We start from the raw sequence: 16,729 nt of genomic DNA on the forward strand, positions 1-16,729 counted from the left end.
ATATGATAGATAAAGAGTGATGTTTAATAACATCACTCCTGCATTGGAAAGTGAAGAATTACTCTTCTTCTTCCAGATACGTATAACCGTATAAACCACTTTCAAATTCAGTCAGGAATTGCTCTTGTAACGCTTCATCTAACTGTGCATTTTTTACTTGGGTGCGGAAACGATCTAACAGCACGGTAGGATTTAACTTAACGTACTGAAGCATATCAGCAACTGTGTCGCCCTCTTCACTTTGCACGTAAGTTAAATTGCCTTTCTCATCAAGGTAAACGTCAACAGCTGCCGTATCACCAAATAAGTTATGCATATTGCCTAAAATTTCCTGATAAGCCCCTACCATAAAGAAGCCGATCATTGGTGGATATTCAGGATCATAAGCTGGCATTGGCATTGTTGTTTCAACACCATCACCATCAACATAATGGTCAATAATACCATCTGAGTCACAAGTGATATCGAGTAACACAGCGCGACGATCGAGTGGTTTATCTAACCCTTCAATCGGTAATACTGGGAATAACTGGTCAATACCCCATGCATCAGGTAAAGATTGGAACAATGAGAAGTTAACATAGAACTTATCTGACATACGTTCTTGTAACTCATCAATAATAGGACGATGGGCACGATTGCTTGGATCTAAATCGTACTGAATACGACGACAGATATTCAAATACAGCTCTTCTGCCCATGCACGCTCTGTCAGGCTTAACATACCGTGAACATATTGAGTATGCACATCATGTAAGTCTAATTGGCTATCGTGTAACCATTCACGTAATGAACGGCTATGCCCCTTTGTTTGCATCTCTTCCCATGTTTCCCAAAGACTTGCAATCGGTCTTGCAGCATCATCTTCAGGTGGTGTAATTGCCGTAAATTCATTACGTTCAACACCAATCACATTAGAAATTAATACAGTATGGTGTGCGGTTAATGCACGACCTGATTCAGTAATAACGGTTGGATGTGGTAAATCATTTTCATCACACGCGTCACCTATCGCCCAAATAACGTTATTCGCATATTCATTAAGGCCATAGTTAACAGAGCAATCAGATTGTGAGCGTGTACCTTCATAGTCCACACCTAAACCACCACCCACATCGAAATACTGAATATTCACGCCCAGTTTATGCAGTTCAACATAGAAGCGTGCAGATTCACGAACACCAGTTGCGATATCACGGATATTCGCCATTTGTGATCCCAAATGGAAATGCAGTAATTGCAGGCTATCTAAGCGGTCAGCTTGGCGTAACATATCAATTAATTGCAGAACTTGTGTCGCGGCTAAACCAAATTTTGATTTTTCACCACCACTTGCCTGCCATTTGCCTGATCCCTGAGAAGCAAGACGAGCGCGAACGCCTAAGCGTGGAATAACTTCTAAACGTTCAGCTTCTTCAAGAACCATTTTAATCTCAGACATTTTCTCAATGACTAAGAAAACTTTATGCCCAAGTTTTTCACCAGTGAGTGCTAGACGAATATACTCACGGTCTTTATAACCATTACAAACAATCACAGAACTTGTCATATTAGCATGAGCAAGTACTGCCATTAATTCTGCTTTAGAGCCAGCCTCTAGACCTAAAGGCTCTCCTGCATTTACTAATGACTCAATAACACGACGTTGTTGGTTAACTTTAATTGGATAAACTAAAAAATAGTCACCTTTATAACCATAAGATTCACGCGCACGATGAAACGCGGCATTAATCGAACGTAAACGATGTTGTAGTATTTGAGGGAAGCAAAAAAGCGCTGGTAAACGCAGGTTCGATTGCTCTTCTTGAACTCGTTTAACCAATTCGGTTAAATCAAAAGTTGCATCAGGAACATCAGGATTAGGACAAACGCTAATATTTCCCCGATTATTCGCTAAATAGTAACCGCCACCCCAATATGCAATATTATAGGTCTGCTGCATCTTACGAGCGATGTTATCATTCATGACATTCTCCTTAGGGAGTATGAGTTTATACCTTGCCTGTCACCATAGTAGTCAATTATCCGACAAAAATCTGAAACGACTGATAAATAACAGTTGGAAGTAATGGCTCACTATATATTTTTATATGATTATCCAGCTATACGCAGGACATAATAGTAGAAAGTTCTCGAGTTAACCTATAACGAGTTAACACAATCACCTATTGGCAAGTAACAGACAACTTCGCTCTAAAGAGAAAGAGCTCAAAGAGGAAATCACTCTAGATATACTACGTGTATAGTATTGACGAGTACTGTTTTGGTTTTTGAAAAGACTAACCTGTAGACAATGGATCATTACCCATTCACTCCACACATGGCTTAAACCTATAAGCCATTTCCCTAACAGAGAAACAGGATCAGAAATCCTGCGGTTTACACTGTGTTCAGATTTCACAGTAACCGCGAGGTTATACCTTTAGTTAGTTAAAAATGCAAAGCAAAAAGTACAAAAAACTTTTTTTTCTCTCATCTCTATTTTCTTGATACAAAAATAGTGGGCAATAAAGAATAAGATTAACTGTTTGATTCTGCTTTATCCCTATATTTGATTAAAAAAAGCTGGAATTAAAGAGAGAAGAGTCATAAAATAGACGTCTAGATGTTAAAACATCCATCCTTAAACCGTTTGTATTAAGGTAACGAGATATAATGACTACACACCTTTTTACTTCTGAATCAGTCTCAGAAGGTCATCCAGATAAAATTGCAGATCAGATTTCTGATGCTGTTCTGGATGCAATTTTAGAACAAGATCCAAAAGCACGCGTTGCCTGCGAAACTTACGTTAAGACAGGCATGGTTATGGTAGGCGGAGAAATTACCACCAAAGCTTGGGTCGATATCGAAGAAATTACACGTAACACTGTTCGTGAAATCGGCTATACCAGTTCCGACATGGGCTTTGATGCTAATTCCTGCGCAGTTATCAGTGCGATTGGTAAACAATCACCTGATATCAACCAAGGCGTTGACCGTGCAAATCCATTAGAACAAGGCGCTGGCGACCAAGGTTTAATGTTTGGTTATGCGACCAACGAAACTGACGTATTAATGCCAGCTCCAATTACTTATGCTCATCGTTTAGTTCAACGCCAAGCACAAGTGCGTAAAAGTGGCACTTTACCTTGGTTACGTCCTGATGCGAAAAGCCAAATTACCTTTCAATACGACAACAATAAAGTTGTTGGTATTGATGCTGTTGTATTATCAACTCAGCATTCTGAAGAAATTTCACAAAAAGATCTGCATGAAGCAGTGATGGAAGAGATCATTAAACCTATACTGCCAGCAGAATGGTTAAATGAACAAACTAAATATTTCATCAACCCAACAGGCCGTTTTGTTATCGGTGGACCAATGGGTGACTGTGGTTTAACCGGTCGTAAAATCATTGTTGATACTTATGGCGGTATGGCTCGTCATGGTGGCGGTGCTTTCTCTGGTAAAGATCCATCGAAAGTTGACCGTTCAGCAGCTTATGCTGCTCGTTACGTTGCTAAAAATATCGTGGCAGCAGGTTTAGCCGATCGTTGTGAAATTCAAGTTTCTTACGCAATCGGTGTGGCAGAGCCAACATCAATTATGGTAGAAACATTTGGTACTGAAAAAGTCCCAACAGCACAGCTTATCTTGTTAGTGCGTGAATTCTTTGACTTACGTCCTTACGGATTAATTCAAATGTTAGATTTACTGCACCCAATCTACCAAAAAACGGCTGCTTACGGTCACTTTGGTCGCCCTGAATTCCCTTGGGAAGCAACAGATAAAGCTGAAATCTTACGTGAAGCAGCAGGCTTAAAATAAGTCTCTTGCCAATAACATCACGTAATTGATTTTGATAAGACCACATCAGGAATAGATGTGGTTTTTTTATGGGCTTCTATTTATAAACCTCATAAAAAAAACCCGCAATCATACGGGGGTCTCAATAGGAGAAAACGAGAACATAAATTTATGATGAAACTGTTTCCTATAAAAAATTAGTTAGGATAATTAATCCACTCACCTCCATTTAACTTGATATAAGACTGCCCTTGATAATCAACCACAACCGTAGCTTGGTTTTCCGCGACATTGGCAGTTTGAGGAAGCTCACTGGCTAATTTATTCCAATCAATAACAGATTGGTTAAAAACATCACCATTCACATTACGAGAAATAAGTTCAGAAATAGCCAAATAGCTGCTAGGTTCATCGATAATCATAGGAGGATAAAATTGTGCTCTATCTTTTATTCCGGTGAAACGGATACCAACAGGAACGGTAGTAATACTTTGGCTTGGAATATCTCTTAACCCTGACATTTGTGTCTTATCACCTTGTAACGCTGCACCATGCTCAGGCACGATCACCACCATCACTTTTCTTCCTTTCTTATCAAGCTCATTCATAAAACCATCTAAGTTATCAAGTAATGTAGAAGCGCGTTTGCCGTAATCAGCAGTGCTATTTTCGCCTACATAACGGTTACCATCATGTAATGACACCAAGTTCACAAAGGTTACAGAGCGACTCTCATTAGACTGTTCACGCGCTTTCAACCAACGTTGTAATGTTTCCTTATCGTTGTAAATTTTGGTGCCATCAAATGCGGTAATTTGATGAGAAAGATTTTCTTGATCTTGTAAAGCGATATTAAGATCACCGAGTTGCTGAACTTCTTTAAGGTAATTACCAAATTTCCCGTTATGATCGAGAACCAATTTCTTGGCAAATCCCAACGAAGCCAGATTATTCATCAGCAAACATTGTGCATCTGCGGGATCGTATAAATCAGAGTGGTGAGTCTGGCCACAACTCGCGCGTAATAATCTTAATGATGCAGGACCGCTATAAGAAGATACGGTATTAAATTGACTAAATAACACATCAAAGTTACCCCAAATAGGGTGTTCTTGTAGCCCAACAGCTGCCGCATCAGCAGTAGAAAGTGAACAAATATTAATAATTAAGATATCAAAAGGCTGAGCATTGGCTGCTAACTGCGCAGGAAATGGTGTTGTACGTTTTTTCTCATAAGCATAAAACTGTGTTAACCAATCATCCAATACCTTATTATTGACCTTCAGTTTTTGTGGTGGATAAACGGTATTAATAGCTTCTTTAGTCGGTACAACTTCAGGAGAAACTTGCGGTTCAACTGATGCTGGTAATACTTCAGGCGCTTTGGCTACTACCGTGTTTTTTTCTGTACTAATGTTACTTTCTTGCATAAAAGAATTAGCGGAAACAGCAGGCACTACACCTTGAGAAAAATGAGTAAACCCACCAAGATTTAGCCACAATACCCCCGCAATAATAAAAACGGATACCCTCATCCACTGTTCAATAAAAAGGTAGCCCACTAACAAAATAAAGGCGACACCTATCATTTTGATATTAATAAAGTTAACAGTTAACTCAACAAGATAATCAAAGGAAAACTGTTTAAGCTGTCCACCTTGTGCAAGAACCGTTGAAAAGCTGGGTAACCAAGTATCGTGGTAAAATAATATTATCCCTATTGGGATAGCGGCCCAATTACGCATTTTATGCCAAATATTTTTTGGTAATGGGAATAATAAAAAGGCAAGAAAAAGTAAATTGCTAAAAGCATCAAAATTTAAATAACCATACCAAAGTAAAACAAACTTTAGTAAAAAATAGAAATTCCATGCCCCCAACCCATGCCAGTAATGTAAAAAATCGAACTGGGTTGTATTAGATTTGTTCATTTTGATTTCCTACTCTTTAGTATAAATAAATCCAACTCGACAGTTATATGATTACTCATATCTGTCTTTTTATTACTTCTGATATTTAATTAACTACTAAATAAACATATAAGAGAATATTCATTTAAAACCAAGTAAAAACCCTTAAATAAAAAAACAAAAAATCTCATCAGGAAATACTGACCACTTATATAAAATAAAGATAATGACAAAAACCAACTTATTTAAGCTGTATTTAAAAATAAAACAATCAACGTTCCATTTATATAATAGCGTCTATTTTTAAAAATGATGATTTATTTACATTAAATAATGAAACACAGAGTTATCTTATTTTTATATTTCGAAACAAACACAAAACAAAGTACACACCGCCAACAACACGTAACAATCAATAAACATAAATAGCAATAAATAAACAATAAGCTCAATATAAAAACACAAGTAATCACTAAAAGACTAAAAAATAATGATTTTTATATTAAAAATGATATAGGTCAATATACAATAACGATCATCGGATTTGAATAATTTAATATATTGTTATAAACAGCCAATTTACATTTCTTTTTATTACTTTATTTTGTAGCTAAACCCTTCCAGTTGTTATTTAATTAACGTAATTAAAAAAACAAAGAAATATAAATAAAAAAAGAAAATCGATAACCATCATTCATAAAAACAAGATAAAAAATATCTATTTTATGTGTTTTTACGTAATTGAAATAATGAAATTTAAAGCATACTCTAAAATAGAAGACTTAAATAAATAGAATTCACAATTAATTAACTAATATTTTATCGAGATTTTAATTTTGATATAAAATTATTTTCTTTTTTTAGAGATTATTAAAATGAAAAATGAAAGTTTTATTAACTCAAATATAAAAATAGAAAAAAATAATCTAAATAAAGACATTGATAAACTAAAAAATTTATTTTCATTAAATAACTATCACTATCAGGATATTAATAAAGAAGAAGGAAATAGTGTGCTTATTTATCGCTGGCCATTACTTAATGCATTTCATTACATGACTAAATGAGGCTAACTATGCCACTTATTGTATTAAAAGGACTCAGAGGTGGAACGGGTACAACGTCCACAGCAATTGCGCTTGCTCGACAATTTAATCAACAAAATAAAGAAGTGCTTATTATTGATAATTGCACTGAAAATATTTTGTCTTTTTATTTTCCTACACAACAAAAAAACACCACATTAAGTCAGGCATTATTAGCAGAAACACCAATAGAGGAGAATATTTTTTACTATCGACCACATTACCAAGTGTTACCTTTTGGTTTGGTTAATATGAAGGATAATTTGCTCTTACAATTGTCATTTTCAGCAAAACAACATCTCAGCCATTTTTTAACGACATTTATTCAGCTACACCCTGATACCATTATTTTAATGGATTTACAGCATGCAGAAGACGCTCTTTTCACACCTTGGATAGAAAAAGCGGATATTTTTTTCACTGTAGCAATGGCAGAAAGCAACTGCCATATTCGCCTTAACCAGCACGAATTTATTGAAAATGAATACGTTCTGATTAACCAATTTCGTGCCACCAGCCAAATTCATCAAGATTTTTATCAATTTTGGCAAACGACGCCATTTCCATTATGCCCTGTCGTTCTTCATCGAGATGAAGCCTCACTAGAGGCCTGTGCCTCACGTTTACCTTTATATGATTATCGAGCTAATTGCATGTTAGTAGAAGAAATATCGCAACTCGCTCAATGGTGTTTTTCGTTATTTGAGAGGAAAAAAGGACAGCCATAATGCCATCATCTTACGATGCTACGAAAAAAGTCGAAAAGAATATGACACAACACATTCTTATTCGTTATTACAAGTTTTATCGCCATAACGGTGCATCTCGTAGCGCGGCTATTATTAGCGAGCTATTTATGGGCATTATGTGGTTTTTTTTACGGATGGAATCCCCTTTTTGGCGGAGAATTGCCAGAAAACAACGAGAGCTATATCCCCATATTGATCCGCGTTGCCCCAAAGTTTTCGATCCTCTACGCTATTTGTTGCAAAGTATTTGGCTAGCCTGTCATTATGTCGCGCATTTGCTGATTAAAAAACCCACTCAACTAATTTCCTATATTCGAAAAATATACAAAAAACTCTTTGTTCATGTCACCCCTATCGCAATTGACATCATTGAACATAAGAAAAAAACCACACCATTTTGGCAGTATGCTCTCTATTCCGTCATCGCTATTTTTGCCATTTTCTTTATTTTACTCAGTATCACTCAGCCATTTGATCTTACGTTCCAGTTTGTTTTTGTAATTGTTCTTTGGTTAGTTGCCTTAGCTATCCGCGATATTCCGGGGCGTTTCTCTTCAATCGCAATGGTTATGTTGGCATTGACAATTGCATGCCGATATATTTGGTGGCGTTATCAATCAACCCTTTATTGGATTGATAATTTCAGCTTATTTTGCGGTTTACTGCTTTTATTGGCTGAAACTTATGCCTGGTGTGTGTTATTCCTCAGTTTTATGCAATGTATTTGGCCATTGCATCGAAAACCCGTTTCTATGCCTGAAGACATTACACAATGGCAAAGTGTTGATATTTTCATTCCTACCTATAACGAAGATTTACAAGTTGTTAAACCGACAATCTATGCCAGTTTAAATTTAGATTGGCCTAAAGATAAGCTCACTATTTATCTGCTTGATGATGGTGATCGTCCTGAATTTAAAGCATTTGCTCAAGAATTGGGTATTCGTTATATCGCACGAGAAAAACACGATTTTGCTAAAGCAGGTAATATCAATCATGCTTTAACACTCGCTACAGGCGAATTTGTCGCTATCTTTGACTGTGACCATATTCCAACACGCTCATTTCTACAATTTACGATGGGATGGTTTTTAAAAGATGAAAAAATGGCATTGGTACAAACACCTCACCATTTTTTCTCACCCGATCCTTTTGAACGTAACTTAGGTAATTTCCGTGAAACGCCGAATGAAGGCACACTCTTTTACGGATTAGTTCAAGATGGTAATGACACTTGGAATGCAGCGTTTTTCTGTGGTTCATGTGCCGTTTTACGTCGTACTGCATTGGATGAAATTGGTGGTATTGCCGTTGAAACGGTTACAGAAGATGCACATACCTCATTACGCTTACACCGTCATGGCTGGAGATCAGCTTATATTCGTATCCCACAAGCCGCAGGTTTAGCGACTGAATCATTATCCGCGCATATAGGCCAACGTATTCGGTGGGCAAGAGGAATGGTGCAAATATTCCGCCTTGATAACCCACTCTTTGGTAAAGGTTTGAGCCTGCCACAACGTCTTTGTTACTTAAATGCGATGTTGCACTTTTTTTCTGGCATTCCACGGATGGTTTTCTTACTTGCACCACTGACGTTTCTTTTTTTCCATGCCTATATCATTTATGCACCTGCGGTTGCCATCGCCCTCTATGTTGTGCCGTATTTGATCCATATTTCACTCGCAAGTGCGAAGTTACAAGGTGCTTATCGCCACTCATTTTGGGGTGAAGTTTATGAAACGATTTTGGCGTGGTACACCACTCGCCCTGTGTTAAGTACCCTTTTCTCTCCTCATAAAGGAACTTTCAACGTTACAGGCAAAGGTGGCGTGATGGAAGAAGGCTTTGTCGATTGGCGAATTAATCGCCCTTATTTACTCTTTCTCAACTTGAATTTACTAGGTATTTTGTTTGCCTTTTGGCGCATTGCAACAGGAGATCCTGATGAAGCTTGGGCTGTTGTTATGTGTTTATTGTGGGTTTGCTATAACCTTATCTTACTGGGTGTTGCAATTGCAGTTTCTGTTGAAACAAAGCAACAACGCCGTTTTCCTCGCGTTCGCGTTAAAGTTCCTGCCATGTTGTTGTTAAATAATGGCTCTCTCTATCGCTGTTATCTCTATGATTTTTCTGATAATAGCTGTGCCATTCTATTACCTGATCATGTCACTCTTTCACTCTCTCCAAATGAAAGTCTTACTCTGTTACTCAGTGAAAATCAGCGTGAATATGCCTTTAAAGCCAATATTTCACGTGTTGATGGGCAAATTATTGGGTTACAACTTCTTGAAATGACGACACAAAAAGCTATCCAATTTACCGCTTGTACTTTTGAGCGAGCCGATACTTGGGCTGATTGGCAAAACGAACTTCCAGCCGACAGGCCTTTAAGCAGTCTCAAAAATATTATTTTTATCAGCATGCAAGGTTATAACACCTTGTTAAAGCGTGCTCCTTACTTTATTTACGCCACATTTCGCTTACTCGGTTTGTTTTTGCTATGGCTTTCATCGTTACTCCCTCAACGCGTTAATGTTTCACAAATATTTCATCAGTCTTGAAAGAAAAACTCAGTTTTCTGGGAATTTATTCATAAACAATAAGATCATGGGTAACAATAATGAAAAAACGTTTTCTCATATTTGCCTTATTTATGCTCACTTCTTCAGTTCATGGAGATGAAACGCAAGAAGCGCAAACTAATATTTCAGCGCCCCCCGTTACAATAACAGAAGCGACTCCTGAAGTTATTTCTCAAGTAGGGCTTGGAAATACACAACTGCCTTCTGCTGATGTCACACCTTCTGCTCGTCAGAAGATATTAAAATTTGCGGAGACAGCACCTAGTTATGGCGCTATTCATTTAACAGGCGTTAGCCCTGACGGCTATTTAGAATTTGGTGTACGTAGTGATGAATATGTTTCAAAAGCGACTCTCGATTTAGAATTTACACCGTCTCCATCACTCCTTCCTGTGGAATCTCATCTCAATGTCTATTTGAATGATGAATTGATGGGAGTTATTACCTTAAAGCAGGAAGATTTAGGTAAGAAAAACCAAATTACGATACCGATTGATCCTTTATTTATTCAAGATTTTAACCATATAAAACTCTCTTTTATTGGCCATTATCGTGAAATTTGTGAAAACCAAGCAAATACCACACTCTGGCTCGATGTGAGTAAAAGCAGTCAATTAAATTTGACCTTTCAATCACTCCGTTTAGGTAATGAATTAGCACACTTTCCAGAGCCATTTTTTGACAGCCGTGATTTTGGTGAATTAACACTGCCGATGGTATTCAGTCAGTCGCCTAATTTAGTTCAACAAAAGGCGGCTGCTATACTCTCTTCTTGGTTTGGTACTCAAGTTGATTGGCGTAAGCAAAATTACCCTGTTTATTATGACACTTTACCAAACCAACACAGTATTGTTTTTGCAACGAATAAACAAAAACCCGCATTTTTAAAACAGCATCCCGATGTAAAAGCACCAACTATCGAAATGCTGACACACCCAACCAATCCTTATATTAAATTACTTCTTATTATGGGACGTGATGATAATGATTTGATCACTGCCGTAAGCGGAATAGCCCGTGGACAAGTTATTTTCAGAGGAAATCTCGTTACAATTAATAAAGTAGAAAAATTGATCCCTCGTGAACCTTATGATGCGCCCAAATGGGTACAATTGAATAAACCTATCTATTTTAATACGTTACAAGACTACGAAGGCCAGTTGCAATCTCGCGGATTAAAACCGAATCCTATTACGTTGAATATGACGTTACCGCCTGATCTCTTTATGTTTAATAATACGGGATTACAAATGCAATTGCGTTATCGCTATACCGCACCTGCATTTCAAGATGACTCTCGTATGTCTATCTCTGTAAACGATCATTTCATAAAAGCTTATCCTCTAGAAAAAGATAAAAAAGATAATCTTGTTATCGCTTATTTACCGCTTATTCAAGGCTGGATTGAGCATAAGAATTTATTGAATATTCCTGCAGTAAAACTGGGTGAACGTAACCAAATTACTTTTGCCTTTGATTACACCAACCCTATTCCGGGTGGTTCAGTAGATCAATGTATTACTTATCAACCTGTTCCAAATGCAGTCGCGATTGATAGTTTATCTAGTTTTAATTTTACTGGTGACTATCGACATTACATTGCACTGCCTGACTTGCGGGTTTACAGTCATGCTGGCTTCCCATTTAGCCGTTATGCAGACCTGTCCGAAACTCTGATTTTTGTTAATCAGCAACCGTCGCCAACTCAGTTGTCTACCCTATTAATTTCAACCGGGAATATCGGTGCTCAAACAGGTTATCCTGCACTAAACGTTTCATTAACCGATTCATTAGAGGAAGTGCAAAAAAGGGATGCGGATCTGCTACTTATCGGCACAATTCCACCGGCATTAAATAATGATAAACAGATGAATGTACTGATTGATAAAGCTCGTAGTGAAATCACTCTGCCTTCTCGTGAGATCAGTATCTTTAGCCACACAAGTTATCAACCCACTGATAAACGTCCTGATAGCCGGGTCTCCCTGATATCTAAAGGCTCAATGGGTGCAATTATTGGTTTCCAATCTCCATTCTTTTCACAACGTAGCGTTGTCGCATTATTAGCTGATAGTACACAAGGTTACAAACTGTTAAATGAGGCACTCAGTGATAGCGGTAAACGTGATGCTATGCATGGTTCCGTGGTATTAGTCAGAGAATCTGGTGTAAATAGCTTGCGTGTAGGTGACACTTATTTCGTCGGTTATTTACCTTGGTGGGAAGAAGTTTGGTATGTGTTTGCATCTCACCCTATATGGCTTGGTTTAGCGGCAATTATCGGCATTATTCTTGTCTCTCTTCTTATTTGGCGAGCAATGAAAATAAGAAGCCAACGTCGTTTAGCGGCTAAGGATTAAGCTATGTGGCAATTTGGTCACACACATCGCCACTCTGTTATTGCTCTCTTTTTGCTGACAGGCATTTTGCCTGTCACGCAAGCCAGCGAAGAGACAACGGAAGCCTTTTTACAAGAGCAAGTGAGGTTAGGAACATCCACAGGAAATGAAGCTTTAGTGGCTCAATCGTTGCATCGTTTAGCGTTAATTAAACCCAATGATCCTAATATCTTATTAATGCAAATTCAGTTTGCCGTTAAACAAAAAAATAATGCAAAAGCACAACAGTTATTTACTCAATTAGGTACTCAGTTTCCTCAATCAGAGCAATATCAACGTGCAATAAAAACCTTATCACTGACAACGGATGTTAATCGGCAAAAATTACAACGAGCTCAACTTTACCGTACAGCTGGACGCTATGATGATGCACTAAATTTATACGATGAAATTTATCGAGGAATGCCACCGGATGAGACTTTAGCACTGGAATATATCCAAGTGCTTATGCAATCTTCTCACAGTGATAAGATAGAACGACTTAATCATATCTATCATCAATATCCACAAAATACGAAGATAGCAAGTCTTTACCAACAACAATCCACAACAAATCTCCCCAATACGGCATCCTCTGTTAAATCTAAAACAGATGTTGCCTCACTACCTATTGCAACATTAAAACAGAAAGCACAACAACAACCTGATAATGCCGAGATTGTAGGTGCTTTAGGTGTACGTTATTCTCGTGCAAATCAACGTGGTGCAGCTATTTTCTATCTTTCACAAGCGCTCAAATTATCACCCAATCATGATAATAGTGATCAATGGCAAGCCATGTTGCAGTCTAATCAATATTGGTATCTGCTTTCAAAAGGTGAGGATGCACTCTTAAAACAAGATTATAAATTAGCTGAACGTTATTTTAACCAACTCAATAAATTAAGCCCTTATAAAAGCGAACCTTATATTGGTTTAGGTAATATTGCAGTTGCACAGCAACAGTTAACCCTCGCTGAAAGCTATTATTTACAAGCCTTAAAATATCAGCCCAATCACCCCGCGACTTTACATAGTCTCGCAAAGCTTTATCGCCAACAGTCACATGATAAAGCTCAACAATTTATTAATGGGTTAACACCAAGGCAATATAAAAATCTGGCAGAAGATTATGGCTATATTATCTCTGGCATAAGACAAGATTTAGCCGCTGATGATGAACACAAAGAGCAATACCTTAGTGCGATTGAAAAACGTAAGACAATTGCTACAGATTATCCTAATGATGTTTGGAATATTTATCGCCTTACTGATGATTTATTAATAACTCAACAAGCCTCTGAAGCTGAAAAGTATTTTAATCAACTTAATCGCCGCCTCCCTAATGATCCATCTCGCCTTTACGCCTACGCGTTATATCTCAATAAAACAGGAAGAGAAACTCAAGCACTCGATACGCTGAAAACAATTCCTTTGTCTCAACGTAGTGAGAGTATGAAAGCGTTAGATAGTCGATTACGTTTTGGTGAAATATTAGCGCATGCAGAGTCTCTACGCGCAAAAGGACAAGAACAACAAGCTGTTGATTATCTTTTTGCTCATATTCCGCCAGAGCAGAAAATTCAGACTTATTTGCTATTAGCGGACTGGGCTCAAGAGCGAAATAATCTTGAACAAGCCTTAAGTTATTACCATACCGCACTAAACCTAGATCCTAATAATGAAACGGCATTATTAGGTGCAACAGATATAGCCTTGGAACAAGGACAAGAAGCACAGGCAAAGTACTATCTTGCAAAAATAGAAACACTTTCACCCAACCAATTTAATAGCAACTCTATTAGACGTGTCGCCAATGCAGAAAAAGAGGTGGGTAATACAGAAAAAGCACAACACTATTTTACTTACTTGACACAAAAAATTGAAACTGAGCCGGACAGTGCAGATCCTTTAGTATTACGCGATATTGCTCGTTTTCAGCGTGATAGCCAACATCCTTATCAAGCTCACGATTATTATCAACAAGCGATGATCAAGGATGGAATAACAGATAGGTTGCCAAAAGATAATATTGAGTACACCACATTAATGCGCAATGACGAAAAAGATAACTGGTTATCTCGAAGCCTACGAGCTGATGCTGACTCTCTTTATCGTCAGCAAGAGTGGCGTTTTACTCTTGAACATGATTATTGGGGCTCTAGTGGTAGCGAAGGCTATTCAAAACTACGCGCTCACACTACGATGTTACAACTCGATCACCCTGTTTATGATGGTCGTTTCTTTTGGCGTGCAGACTTAGTTGATCTCAGCAGTGGCAAACTGGGTACATCACCTTATGATTCTAAATTTGGGACTTGTTATCGTACTGGCTGTTTCCCGTTAGAACAAAAATCCTTTGGTGTTAGCCCAGCAATTGGCTGGGAAAATGATCAATGGCAATGGGATCTTGGTACAACACCACTGGGTTTCGAGGTAACTGATTGGGTCGGTAAAATCGCCTATAGTCATGATCTTTTTAATGTTGGCTGGACACTTGATGTTCACCGCCGTCCAGTTAATAGCTCTCAACTGGCTTTTGCTGGTCAACGAGATATTTGGACTAACCAAACATGGGGTGGCGTGAGAAGAACCGGCATTCGTTTAAGCGCAAGCTATGACTTAGGCGGAAAAGACGGTTATTGGGGAGAGGTTTCTGTTGATAAACTGACGGGTAAAAACGTTGAAGATAATAGCAGTGTTCGAGGAATGGGTGGCTATTATTACAAACTTATCAATGAGAACAATCGCCGCGTTTCCATCGGATTAAGCACAATGCTTTGGCATTATGATAAAGACTTAAGCGGATACACTTTAGGTCAAGGTGGTTATTATAGCCCTCAAAAATATGTCTCTTTAGGGATCCCGATTAATTATCGTGAACGCACTGAAAATTGGTCTTGGGAATTATCAGGCTCTCTTTCTTGGTCTTACTCCCAAACAGATGACAGAAAGCGCTATCCTTTACAAAATCTCATTTCTCCCGATAAATTCAATCGCTATATCAATGGACTTAGCCCTGAAGATCGAGAAGAGATGATGAGACTTTATTATCAAGAGCGTGATGCTGTTGATGAAGGAGACTCCAGTAATGGTTTTGGTTATACCGCAAGAGCATTAGTTGAGCATCGAATTACACCGCATTGGTTTATTGGTGCGGCTATTGATATTCAACAAGCAAAAAACTATACCCCAAGTCATGCATTAATGTACTTACGTTATTCATTTGATGGTTGGAATGGTGATTTAGATTTACCGCCAAATCCTCTTATTCCTTATGCCGACTTTAAATAACGTTCAAATGTATTAAATACACAAACGGGAAGCACTGGCTTCCCGTTTAACATTTTCGCTAAAGTTATGATAGCAAGTTGTCATTATTGCGTTTTACGAAAAAGCCCAACGAACAACCAACCCACAATCATGGCAAGAACAAATAAAATACCTTGATAAAACCCTGCGCCTGCTAATACCAAACCAGGCCCCGGGCAAATTCCAGCCAATCCCCAACCAAGGCCGAATAATACACTGCCCAACACGAGTGGTTTATCAATCACTTTATTGGTCGGAATATTTAGAGGACACGCTAAAACACTTTGCTGTCTACGGCGTGTTAATTGGTAGCCAATAACACTGACAAGCAATCCTGCCCCCATAATGATCAATAAAGAGGGATCCCAGTTTCCTGTAATATCCAGGAAGCCTAGAATTTTTTGCGGATTGCTCATTCCACCAACAATCAATCCTGCACTAAATAGAAGACCACAAAGAAAAGCAACAAACTTAGTCATTTTCTTAGCCTCCTATTACGTGGCGCTGAATATAAACGGTAATAAATGCCGTCACCATAAAGACTAAAACTGCCACCATCGAGCGACGTGATAATCGTGCTAACCCACAAATACCATGACCGCTAGTGCAACCATTACCTAAACGAGTGCCTGCTCCCACCAGCACCCCGGCAATAATTAGCATCCAAGGTGACGTTTCAATCACAGGTGATAAAGGTTTATCAAAAAAATAAAACAGTGTAGGTGCGATTAGCATGCCAAGTAAAAATGCCCAACGCCAACCATTTCCTTGCTGTTTTATTGATAACACACCACCTAAAATACCGCTTATTCCGGCAATGCGACCATTAAATAACAGTAAAATGGCGGCGGCTGCACCTATCATAAGCCCACCAATTGCCGCACTTAAAGGCGTAAAGTGAACCCAATCTATATTCATAAA

At 38.1% G+C, this 16,729-nt stretch carries 10 protein-coding genes; 6 read left to right on the plus strand and 4 right to left on the minus strand.

The window, feature by feature from the left end; all coding sequences use genetic code 11:
• Window positions 1–58: 58 nt before the first annotated feature.
• Entirely contained in the window at window positions 59–1,966 is a 1,908-nt protein-coding gene (speA, locus tag NBG71_RS09185) for a biosynthetic arginine decarboxylase (RefSeq protein ID WP_075670749.1), read from the minus strand.
• Between the two features lie 689 nt (window positions 1,967–2,655).
• On the opposite strand from speA, the gene metK reads away from it, so the two are divergent.
• Complete coding sequence (gene metK, locus NBG71_RS09190; protein ID WP_075670747.1) at window positions 2,656–3,810, plus strand: methionine adenosyltransferase; 1,155 nt, start codon at window positions 2,656–2,658, stop codon at window positions 3,808–3,810.
• A 176-nt stretch (window positions 3,811–3,986) separates the two neighbouring features.
• Here the strand turns inward: metK and bcsG are convergent, their stop codons facing one another.
• Window positions 3,987–5,720: a cellulose biosynthesis protein BcsG gene (bcsG, locus tag NBG71_RS09195; RefSeq protein WP_250916790.1), complete on the minus strand. Its 1,734-nt coding sequence runs from the start codon at window positions 5,718–5,720 to the stop codon at window positions 3,987–3,989.
• Between the two features lie 854 nt (window positions 5,721–6,574).
• On the opposite strand from bcsG, the gene bcsR reads away from it, so the two are divergent.
• Genes bcsR through bcsC form a run of 5 tightly spaced genes read left to right on the plus strand, consistent with a single transcriptional unit; the run spans window position 6,575 to window position 15,790 of the window.
• Complete coding sequence (gene bcsR, locus NBG71_RS09200; RefSeq protein WP_075670743.1) at window positions 6,575–6,766, plus strand: cellulose biosynthesis protein BcsR; 192 nt, start codon at window positions 6,575–6,577, stop codon at window positions 6,764–6,766.
• 8 nt (window positions 6,767–6,774) lie between these two features.
• The gene (locus NBG71_RS09205) at window positions 6,775–7,512 is read left to right on the plus strand and encodes a cellulose synthase operon protein YhjQ/BcsQ (protein WP_075670741.1); all 738 of its coding nucleotides are present in this window, start codon (window positions 6,775–6,777) and stop codon (window positions 7,510–7,512) included.
• Window positions 7,513–7,553: 41 nt separating this feature from the next.
• Window positions 7,554–10,097: a UDP-forming cellulose synthase catalytic subunit gene (bcsA, locus tag NBG71_RS09210; RefSeq protein WP_075670938.1), complete on the plus strand. Its 2,544-nt coding sequence runs from the start codon at window positions 7,554–7,556 to the stop codon at window positions 10,095–10,097.
• Between the two features lie 59 nt (window positions 10,098–10,156).
• Window positions 10,157–12,478 (plus strand): cellulose biosynthesis cyclic di-GMP-binding regulatory protein BcsB, encoded by a 2,322-nt coding sequence (bcsB, locus tag NBG71_RS09215; protein WP_250916791.1) that lies wholly within the window; start codon window positions 10,157–10,159, stop codon window positions 12,476–12,478.
• 3 nt (window positions 12,479–12,481) lie between these two features.
• The gene (bcsC, locus tag NBG71_RS09220) at window positions 12,482–15,790 is read left to right on the plus strand and encodes a cellulose synthase complex outer membrane protein BcsC (RefSeq protein ID WP_250916792.1); all 3,309 of its coding nucleotides are present in this window, start codon (window positions 12,482–12,484) and stop codon (window positions 15,788–15,790) included.
• Between the two features lie 83 nt (window positions 15,791–15,873).
• Here bcsC and NBG71_RS09225 read toward each other — a convergent pair whose 3' ends face one another.
• Both NBG71_RS09225 and NBG71_RS09230 read right to left on the minus strand, forming a co-directional pair.
• Window positions 15,874–16,287 carry a YeeE/YedE family protein gene (locus tag NBG71_RS09225; RefSeq protein ID WP_075670735.1) on the minus strand — a complete coding sequence of 138 codons (414 nt, stop codon included), beginning with the start codon at window positions 16,285–16,287 and terminating at the stop codon, window positions 15,874–15,876.
• A 4-nt stretch (window positions 16,288–16,291) separates the two neighbouring features.
• Entirely contained in the window at window positions 16,292–16,726 is a 435-nt protein-coding gene (locus tag NBG71_RS09230) for a YeeE/YedE family protein (protein ID WP_075670733.1), read from the minus strand.
• Window positions 16,727–16,729: the final 3 nt, after the last annotated feature.

This window comes from Proteus sp. FZP2095 (genome assembly GCF_023701425.1).
GTDB lineage: Bacteria > Pseudomonadota > Gammaproteobacteria > Enterobacterales > Enterobacteriaceae > Proteus > Proteus cibarius.